The sequence below is a fragment of the Streptomyces sp. NPDC050743 genome (genome assembly GCF_044456925.1).
Taxonomy (GTDB): Bacteria; Actinomycetota; Actinomycetes; order Streptomycetales; family Streptomycetaceae; genus Streptomyces.
The window spans coordinates 211,488-220,632 of record NZ_JBITGJ010000007.1 but is presented as its reverse complement, the minus strand read 5'-3'; the positions used below and the strand labels follow the sequence as shown (position 1 = coordinate 220,632).

At 71.0% G+C, this 9,145-nt stretch carries 9 protein-coding genes and 1 pseudogene; 6 read left to right on the top strand and 4 right to left on the bottom strand.

Features of this window, described 5'->3' with window-relative positions:
- Positions 1-212: 212 nt before the first annotated feature.
- A complete protein-coding gene (locus ACIBJF_RS11275; RefSeq protein ID WP_399173428.1) occupies positions 213-1,070 on the bottom strand; it encodes a PHP domain-containing protein in 858 nt (285 codons plus the stop codon).
- Positions 1,071-1,283: 213 nt separating this feature from the next.
- Positions 1,284-1,925, bottom strand: coding sequence for a DUF6758 family protein (locus tag ACIBJF_RS11270; protein WP_351799333.1), 642 nt, complete (start codon positions 1,923-1,925; stop codon positions 1,284-1,286).
- A gap of 77 nt (positions 1,926-2,002) precedes the next feature.
- On the opposite strand from ACIBJF_RS11270, the pseudogene ACIBJF_RS11265 reads away from it, so the two are divergent.
- A pseudogene (locus tag ACIBJF_RS11265) lies at positions 2,003-2,206 on the top strand (MFS transporter); the annotation flags it as partial.
- Between the two features lie 41 nt (positions 2,207-2,247).
- Here ACIBJF_RS11265 and ACIBJF_RS11260 read toward each other — a convergent pair.
- Positions 2,248-2,832 (bottom strand): suppressor of fused domain protein, encoded by a 585-nt coding sequence (locus ACIBJF_RS11260; RefSeq protein WP_399173427.1) that lies wholly within the window; start codon positions 2,830-2,832, stop codon positions 2,248-2,250.
- A gap of 486 nt (positions 2,833-3,318) precedes the next feature.
- Here ACIBJF_RS11260 and ACIBJF_RS11255 point away from each other — a divergent pair, with 486 nt between their 5' ends.
- Positions 3,319-4,449: a magnesium and cobalt transport protein CorA gene (locus ACIBJF_RS11255; protein ID WP_399173426.1), complete on the top strand. Its 1,131-nt coding sequence runs from the start codon at positions 3,319-3,321 to the stop codon at positions 4,447-4,449.
- Positions 4,450-4,473: 24 nt separating this feature from the next.
- Positions 4,474-4,989 carry a hypothetical protein gene (locus tag ACIBJF_RS11250; RefSeq protein WP_399173425.1) on the top strand — a complete coding sequence of 172 codons (516 nt, stop codon included), beginning with the start codon at positions 4,474-4,476 and terminating at the stop codon, positions 4,987-4,989.
- Positions 4,990-5,075: 86 nt separating this feature from the next.
- On the opposite strand, the gene ACIBJF_RS11245 is transcribed toward ACIBJF_RS11250, so the two are convergent.
- Entirely contained in the window at positions 5,076-5,831 is a 756-nt protein-coding gene (locus ACIBJF_RS11245; protein ID WP_399173424.1) for a hypothetical protein, read from the bottom strand.
- Between the two features lie 227 nt (positions 5,832-6,058).
- Between ACIBJF_RS11245 and ACIBJF_RS11240 the strand changes: the two genes are divergently transcribed.
- From ACIBJF_RS11240 to ACIBJF_RS11230, 3 genes are read left to right on the top strand one after another with little or no spacing between them, the layout of a single operon-like run.
- Complete coding sequence (locus ACIBJF_RS11240) at positions 6,059-7,351, top strand: magnesium transporter MgtE N-terminal domain-containing protein (protein WP_399173423.1); 1,293 nt, start codon at positions 6,059-6,061, stop codon at positions 7,349-7,351.
- The gene (locus ACIBJF_RS11235) at positions 7,341-7,955 is read left to right on the top strand and encodes a DUF1003 domain-containing protein (RefSeq protein WP_399173422.1); all 615 of its coding nucleotides are present in this window, start codon (positions 7,341-7,343) and stop codon (positions 7,953-7,955) included. The genes ACIBJF_RS11240 and ACIBJF_RS11235 overlap by 11 nt, the downstream gene beginning before the upstream one ends.
- A 43-nt stretch (positions 7,956-7,998) precedes the next feature.
- Positions 7,999-9,132 (top strand): Mrp/NBP35 family ATP-binding protein, encoded by a 1,134-nt coding sequence (locus ACIBJF_RS11230; protein ID WP_399173421.1) that lies wholly within the window; start codon positions 7,999-8,001, stop codon positions 9,130-9,132.
- Positions 9,133-9,145 lie beyond the last annotated feature (13 nt).

Sequence of the window (9,145 nt, the reverse complement as noted above, 5' to 3'; positions counted from 1 at the left end):
AAGCCGCGAACGGGCACCGGGCAGGTCGACACACCCAAAGAGAGCCAGCCCCTGCGGGCGGCAGGAAGTACTCGAGTCAGCCTGCCCGGCGTCCTACGGCACGTTACGGGCGGCCAACCCGATCACGAACACCGCTGCCCCCAATACAAGTCGGGAAGTACTGGCCTTGCTGGAAAGGGTGGACTACGGGCGCGGACGGGCCCCTCGGGGCCTCAGGCTCCGCCGGTCCCCGGCACGGGAAACGCCCCGGTGGCCCGCCGTGTGATCTCCCCGTACACCTCGGGGTCGGTCGTGTACGCGCCCAGCGTCACGGTCTTGCGGCTGCCGTGGTAGTCCGAGGAGCCCGTGACCAGCAGGTCCAGTTCCTTCGCCAGGCCCCGCAGCCGGTCGCGCGCGTCGGCGTCGTGGTCCATGTGGTCGACCTCGATGCCGTCGAGACCGGCCTCGGCCATCTCCGCGATCCGCGCCTCGGGGACCGTACGGCCGCGCTTGGCGGCGGCCGGGTGCGCGAACACACAGACCCCGCCCGCGTTCTTGACCAGCCGGATCGCCTCGAACGAGTCCGTCTCGTGCTTCTCCACGAAGGCCCGGCCGCCGTCGGACAGCCACTGCTCGGTGAACGCGTCGCCCACCGTCGGTACGACGCCCAGCTCGACCAGGGCCGTCGCGACATGCGGGCGCCCCACGGAACCGCCGGCCGCGATCCGCTCGACCTGCTCCCAGGTGACCGGCACGCCCAGCCCGTTGAGCTTGGCGATCATGCCCTTGGCTCGCGGCACCCGGTCGTCCCGCACCAGCTCGCGCTCGGCGAGCAGAGCGGGCTCCTCGGGGTCGAAGAGGTAGGCCAGCATGTGCATCGAGATGCCGTCGACACGACACGACAGCTCGGCACCGGTGACCAGCGTGAGCCCCTCGGGCAGCGCGGCGATCGCCTCGGCGTACCCACGGGTGGTGTCGTGATCGGTCAGCGCGACGACGTCCAGCCCAGCCGCGGCGGCGTTGCGCACCAGCTCGGCCGGGGTGTCCGTACCGTCGGACGCCGTGGAGTGACAGTGCAGATCGACGCGCACGGTGACTCCAGACGGGGGGCGTTCACGGAAGGGGACACCTAAGGATAGCGGGGTTTCGAAGCCCGGCTGTCACACCCGCACCCGCCCAGCGCCCCCTACTGCAACTCCCTGGGGCGCGAGGCTGTGTTCGAAATGCGGCTCCGCCGCGTGGGCGCGACCAGCCCACCACTCACCCGCACCCGCCGATGGCGAGCCCCCGCATCCCAGCAGGCGTCACGGCCGAAGCAAGCGCGGCGACAACGCTCCGAAGGGCACCAGATCCAGCTCCGCCCCCGCGTCCCGCAGGTCCGTGAGCACCAGCTCGTCGTACATGAGCAGGCCCGCCTGCTCGGGCCACATGACCGCCCACAGCCACATGCCGAGCGCCTCACCGGCGAAGACGGCCCGGTCGTCGGGGGTGCGGTAGACGTGCCAGAGCGGGGTCGGCCGGCCGACGGCCAGCACCTTGGCCTGGGGCGGCTTCTCGACGTTCATGTACGACCCCGGGTCCGGCCCGTCGATGCCCGCGTACCGCGCGCCGAGGCCGACGCCGAGCTCCTCGGCGACCAGGATGAGCTCGGCCGGCCCGCCCAGGGGGCCGGGTCCGGAGCAGGCGACGGCGGTCGCGCGGCCACCACTGCGGTCGTCGCCCGCGTAGGCCACGCCCGTGAAGAGCCAGCCGACGGGGAGCGGCCAGGGCATCCACACCGGAACGTGCGTGCGGTGCACGACGGCAGCGAGGGCTTCCACACTGGGCGGGATCACGGGCTGCAGCGGATACACCGTGCCGTGCACATCGCACTGCCACGAATCGGCGAAGAGTCCGGGCGCCCTGACCCGGCCACCGCACCTCGGGCAACTGGGTTCGCCCCTCATAGGGCTCCACGGTCCTACCCCGGCCCGCCCACGTCAAGGACGATCACCCGTCCGGCAAACTCGATGTAATACCCATCTGGTTCGCGGCCACCGCCGCGCCCTACTTCGCGCCCAAGATCGAGGAGTGGAGCGACATCCACATCCCGTTCGTGGTGGCGGCGGTCACCGCGCTGCTGGGTGCGGCCGTGGTCGCCGTACGGCGCCGGGCCCTCGCTCACGAGGCGGAGGAGCTGGAGACGGCGCACGCCACCGAGGACGGCGTCACCGTCTTTGCCAACTGACCGAATCCGGCCTGGCGTTGGTGAGATCGGTCACTTACGGATCAGTCGAGCGGGACGGACCTGCGGGCGGGATCCCTCAGATCCGTCCCGTTCGCGAGCCACCGCTCCTGGAGCGCCGGGGCGCCGTGCACCCGCTTCCACGCGGCCTCGTTCGGGGTCATCGGCAGCAGCGGCAGGAACCGTACGGGCTCCATCGGGTCGTCCAGCTCCAGGTCCTCGACCAGGCCGCCGGGCTCGCCCACCAGGACCGAGGTGAAGGGGGCGCCGGGCCACAGCGGCTCACCGACGTCCAGGGAGGCGCCCGGGGTCACGATCAGCCCCTCCACCTGCGGGGTCGCGGCCAGCACGGCGAGCGGGCGGAGCACCTTGTCGGTGTCGGCGCGGCCGGCGCGGACGGAGAGGACCAGCTCGGCGCGGGGGCCCTTGACCGGGTCGGCGAGCATCGCGGTGGGGTCGGTCATGGGGCGCGCGGACATGCCGAGGGTGGCGTACCGCACGACGTCCCCCTCGCTGAATCGGAGCACCTCGATGCGGTCCGTGCCGAGGAAGGTGACGGCGGCGCGCGCGTCCGGTTCGCCCAGCGCGGTGGTCAACCGTGCCTCGACCAGAGGAAGAACATCAACCATGCCGTGAGCATAGAACTCGTCAGTAGCGGGCAAAGCGGCGCCTTGACACATCGGGCGGCTGCTACGCTGAGCCGGTGGTTCGGGACAGCACGCAGAAGCGTCGCTATCGAGTCCCGACGCCGATGAGACTCCCTTACGAGGGACCGGCCGGAGGAGGTGGGGCTGTCATGGATCGAAGTCGACCGTGCAGTACCACTCGCTCTTCCGCCCGCTGATGTAGTCACTGGCTGGTTTCCGGCTGCTCTACGCCTTCCCGTGCGCGTTGCCCTTCGGAAGAGCACTTCGTTTCGCTTTGCCCTGATCGTCTGATCATCCGATCTGCCTGATCGAATCAGTTCTGCATCAGTAGCGAAGTCGCCACCGCGACGGTGCGGTGCTCCCCGCTTTGTGGACGTGCCAAACATCCCGCAGTCAGGACGTCCCCATTCCGGGTAGTTCCACCCGTCGCCGGCGGTCTTTCGTTGCCTGTCGCGAAGGAGCCTGCCCATGTCGATGATCCGCGACCTGCGCGCCGTGGTCCGTCCGTCCCGCGTCTCGCTGCGCAAGCCCACGAGCGCGTCGAACGCGTCGTACGACACCACCCGTGACCCGGCCACCCCGTCGGCCGTCGTGGACTGCGCCGTCTACCGCGAGGGCAAGCGGGTGGCGAGCGCCAAGCCGCTCAGCCCGCACGAGGCGATGCGGCAGGTGCGGCGCGACGGCGGCTTCGTGTGGATCGGTCTGCACGAGCCGACCGAGGCCGAATTCGCCGGTATCGCGAGCGAGTTCGGGCTGCACCCGCTGGCCGTGGAGGACGCGGTGCAGGCCCACCAGCGGCCCAAGCTGGAGCGGTACGACGACTCGTTGTTCACCGTGTTCAAGACCATCCACTACATCGAGCACGACCGGCTCACCGCCACCAGCGAGGTGGTGGAGACCGGCGAGGTCATGTGCTTCACCGGCCGGGACTTCTTCATCACCGTCCGGCACGGCGGCCAGGGCTCGCTCAGGGCGCTCCGGCACCGGCTGCAGGACGACCCGGAGCTGCTCGCCAAGGGTCCCTCGGCCGTGCTGCACGCGATCGCCGACCATGTCGTGGACGGCTACATCGCGGTCGCCGACGCGGTGCAGGACGACATCGACGAGGTGGAGACCGAGGTCTTCTCGCCGGGCCGCAAGGGCGGGGTGTCCCGCGGTGTGGACTCGGCGCGGATCTACCAACTCAAGCGCGAGGTGCTGGAGTTCAAGCGCGCGGTGGCGCCGCTGCTGCGCCCGATGCAGCTGCTGAGCGAGCGGCCGATGCGACTGGTCGACCCGGACATCCAGAAGTACTTCCGGGACGTCGCCGACCACCTCGCCCGGGTCCAGGAGCAGGTGCTGGGCTTCGACGAACTCCTCAACTCCATCCTCCAGGCCAACCTGGCGCAGGCGTCCGTCGCGCAGAACGAGGACATGCGCAAGATCACCGCCTGGGCCGCGATCATCGCCGTGCCGACGATGGTGTGCGGTGTGTACGGCATGAACTTCAAGTACATGCCGGAGCTGCACTGGAAGTACGGATACCCGGTGATCATGGGCATCACGGTCGCCATCTGTCTCGGCATCCACCGCACGCTGAAGCGCAACGGCTGGCTGTGAGCGGGCGCTGGATAGGCTGGGCGCATGACAAGCGAGCTGCTCGACCGGGCCCTCATCGAGGAGGCCTCCAAGAAGTCCGGCCTCATCTGGGTCAGGGCCGCCGGGGCCTCCGCCGCGCGTGCGCTGTGGCACGTGTGGCACGAGGGCGCGGTGTGCCTGGTCGGCGACGGGCCCGGTGAGCAGCCGCTGGAGGGGCTGGTCGACGGCGGCACCGCCGAGGTGACCGTGCGCAGCAAGGACAAGGGCGGCCGGCTGGTGACGTTCCCGGCGACCGTGTCCGAGCTGCCCTCCGGCTCCGAGGAGTGGGAGGCGGCCGTCGCCGAGCTGAAGGGCAAGCGTCTGAACGCCCCCGACGGGGAGCAGATGCCGGCCCGCTGGGCACGCGAGTGCCGGGTGCTGCGCCTGGCTCCGGCCGGGTCTGTGGCGCCGCTGCCCGACGGCAGCTTGGCGGAGCGGCCGGTGGCGACTCCGGCGACCACACGCCGGCCGGTCCCGGCGGGCTTGCCGAAGCTTCTCGCCAAGCGCCGCAAGGGACGGTAGCGCCCGGTACCGGCATCCCCTGCTCCGGGTGGTCGGCGGCGCCGTACCCTGCCCGGCCCGTCCGTCAGGCCCGCCTGCCCGAACGGCTACGACGTCGGCAGCTGCTTGCCGTAATCGACGGTCTCACCCTTCGCGGGCTCGGCCACGGCGAAGTCCTTACCCCAGTCGGAGAAGCTGAGGGCCCCCGCGCCGCCGCCGCGGACCAGGCGGAGGGGATACGGCGTGCCCTCCAGGGAGACGTCGAGGCTGCCGCCGGAGCCCTTGTCGCCGGTGATGCGGATGGTGCGGGTACCCGCGTCGTCGTGGTGGCCGTCCGTCGCCAGTGTGCCGTGCAGTGTGAGCAGTCCGTCGAGGAGGACGTCCTTGTCCGTGAAGCCGCTGAACTTCCGGTACGCGGGGTCTCCCTGCGGCACCTTCACGTACCTGCCGTTCAGCTTCTCCGCCGCGCCGTCGCCGCCGTCCTTGCCGTCGGCCTGGTTCCAGAAGTCCGCGTCGGCCTTCAGATACAGCTGCTTGCCGACCCGCAGCAGCTTGAAGGTCGCCCCCTTCGAGGTCACCGACCCGGTGCCGCCGTCGGCCTTCAGCCGCATGTCCAGCTGGTACGTGCGGCCGCTGGTGACCACGGTGCCGGACAGCCGTACCGCCGGGGCCCCCTGGGCCGCCGCCCGGGTCTTCGCCTGGATCTGGCCGGCGGGCAGCTTGCCCACGCCGTTCGTCCCCGCGTCCGGATCCTCGTCGCCGCACCCGGTCAGCACCGCTGAGCCCGTCACGGCGAGTGCGCAGATCGCGGTCGCCAGCGCGGCCCGGCCCCGGCGGGTACGGCCCTGGGGAATCGCAGTCACAGGTGGGGTCGCCTTTCTGACGGTTCCTGAGCGGCGTGAGGCAGCGTACCGGTGCCCCGGCCGCCCGGCGGAGCCAGTCCGTCCGGACCCCCCCACCACGGCGTATCCGAGCGGTACGGGCTAGCCTGAAGCGCACCCGAGCGGGCAAATCCGAGCAATTCACAAAGAAAGCGGAACGGCCCAGTAAAGGGCGATTCCCAGGCCACGTCAGCAGAGGAAGCAGAGCCATGGCAGCCGGCGCCCCCCGGATCTTCGTCTCGCACCTCGCCGGGGTCCCCGTCTTCGACCCGAACGGCGACCAGGTGGGCCGCGTGCGCGACCTGGTCGTGATGCTGCGCGTGGGCCGCAGGCCCCCACGGCTGCTCGGGCTGGTCGTCGAACTGACCACCCGGCGCCGTATCTTCCTGCCCATGACCCGGATCACCGGTGTCGAGTCCGGGCAGGTCATCACCACCGGCGTGATGAACGTCCGGCGCTTCGAGCAGCGGCCCACCGAGCGGCTGGTCTTCGGCGAGCTGCTGGACCGGCGGGTGACGCTGGTGGAGACCCGCGAGGAGGTCACCGTCCTCGACCTGTCCGTGCAGCAGCTGCCGGCCCGCCGGGACTGGGAGGTCGACCGCGTCTTCGTCCGCAAGGGCAGGAAGGCGAGCGCCTTCCGGCGGGCCAAGGGCGAGACGCTGACCGTCGAGTGGTCGGCCGTCACCGGCTTCTCCCTGGAGGAGCACGGACAGGGCGCCGAGAGCCTGCTCGCCACCTTCGAGCAGCTGCGCCCCGCCGACCTCGCCAACGTCCTGCACCACCTGTCCCCCAAGCGGCGCGCCGAGGTCGCCGCCGCGCTCGACGACGACCGCCTGGCCGACGTACTCGAAGAACTCCCGGAGGACGACCAGATCGAGATCCTCGGCAAGTTGAAGGAGGAGCGCGCGGCGGACGTCCTGGAGGCCATGGACCCCGACGACGCGGCCGACCTGCTCGGCGAACTGCCCGAGGCGGACAAGGAGCGGCTGCTGAGCCTGATGCAGCCGAGCGACGCGGCCGACGTGCGCCGGCTGATGTCGTACGAGGAGCACACGGCAGGCGGTCTGATGACCACCGAGCCGATCGTGCTGCGCCCGGACGCCACCGTCGCCGACGCGCTCGCCCGGGTCCGCAACCCCGACCTCTCCCCCTCGCTCGCCGCCCAGGTCTACGTCTGCCGCCCACCGGACGAGACCCCGACCGGCAAGTACCTGGGCACGGTCCACTTCCAGCGGCTGCTGCGCGAGCCGCCCTACAACCTGGTCAGCTCCATCGTCGACACCGACCTGCAGCCGCTCGACCCGGATGCGGCGCTGCGTGTCGTCGCCGGCTTCTTCGCCACGTACGACATGGTCGCCGCGCCCGTCGTGGACGAGTCCGGGTCGCTGCTCGGCGCGGTCACCGTGGACGACGTGCTGGACCACATGCTGCCCGAGGACTGGCGGGAGACCGAGTTCCACCTGAACGACGAGAACGAGGGGGTGGGTACCTATGGCTCCTGAGCGTGACACCGCGACCCGCGAGCGCACCCCGTCGGGCGCCACGGCCGCCACCCGGCCCCGTGCGCCCCGGCTGGACCAGCCGCGCCCGCCGCGCCGCCGGTTGCTGCCCGAGTGGGACCCGGAGGCCTTCGGCCGGCTGTCGGAGCGGATCGCCCGCTTCCTGGGCACGGGACGCTTCATCGTCTGGATGACGGCCGTCATCATCCTGTGGGTGCTGTGGAACATCGCCGCGCCCCACCAGCTGCGCTTCGACGAATACCCCTTCATCTTCCTGACCCTGGCGCTGTCCCTGCAGGCCTCCTACGCGGCCCCGCTGATCCTCCTCGCGCAGAACCGGCAGGACGACCGCGACCGGGTCAACCTGGAGCAGGACCGCAAGCAGAACGAGCGGTCGATCGCCGACACCGAGTACCTGACCCGGGAGATCGCCGCGCTGCGCCTGGGCCTCGGCGAGGTCGCGACCCGCGACTGGATCCGCTCGGAGCTGCAGGATCTGGTCAAGGAGTTGGAGGACAGGCGACGGCACGAAGGGCACGCCGGGCATGTCGTATTCCCGGCGGAACGGTCGGATCGGCCTCCGGGACGTGACACAGACGACCGCTGAGGGGCATCCCGGACGCCCCTCGGCGCGCCGTACCATCGTGCTTATGGCTACGGAAGACGCGGTGCGCGAGGCACTGGCGACGGTGAACGACCCCGAGATCAACCGCCCCATCACCGAACTGGGGATGGTCAAATCGGTGGAGATCGGGGAGGACGGCGCGGTCACGGTCACCGTGTACCTGACGGTCTCCGGCTGCCCCATGCGCGAGACGATCACCCAGCGCGTCACGGAGGCGGTCTCCCGGGTCGAGGGCGTCACGCGCGTCGACGTCACGCTCGACGTGATGAGCGACGAGCAGCGCAAGGAGCTGGCGACGGCCCTGCGCGGCGGCCAGGCCGAGCGCGAGGTCCCCTTCGCCAAGCCCGGCAACCTCACCCGCGTCTACGCGGTCGCCTCCGGCAAGGGCGGCGTCGGCAAGTCCTCGGTGACGGTGAACCTGGCGGCCGCCATGGCCGCCGACGGCCTCAAGGTCGGCGTCGTCGACGCCGACATCTACGGCCACAGCGTGCCGCGCATGCTGGGCGCGGACGGCCGTCCCACCCAGGTCGAGAACATGATCATGCCGCCGTCGGCGAACGGCGTGAAGGTCATCTCCATCGGCATGTTCACCCCGGGCAACGCCCCGGTCGTCTGGCGCGGCCCGATGCTGCACAGGGCCCTTCAGCAGTTCCTGGCGGACGTGTACTGGGGCGACCTGGACGTCCTGCTCCTCGACCTGCCGCCCGGCACCGGCGACATCGCGATCTCCGTCGCCCAGCTGATCCCGAACGCCGAGATCCTGGTCGTCACCACGCCTCAGCAGGCGGCGGCCGAGGTCGCCGAGCGCGCCGGCTCCATCGCGGTCCAGACCCACCAGAAGATCGTCGGCGTGGTCGAGAACATGTCCGGCCTGCCCTGCCCGCACTGCGGCGAGATGGTCGACGTCTTCGGCACGGGCGGCGGCCAGCTGGTCGCCGACGGCCTCACCCGCACCACCGGTACGACGGTCCCGGTCCTCGGCAACATCCCGATCGACGTCCGCCTCCGCGAGGGCGGCGACGAGGGCAAGCCGGTGGTCCTGACCGACCCGGACTCCCCGGCGGGCAGCGCGCTCAGGGCGATCGCCGGGAAGCTGGGAGGACGTCAGCGGGGTCTTTCGGGCCTGTCGCTGGGAATCACGCCGAAGAACAAGTTCTAGAGAGTCTTCCGGC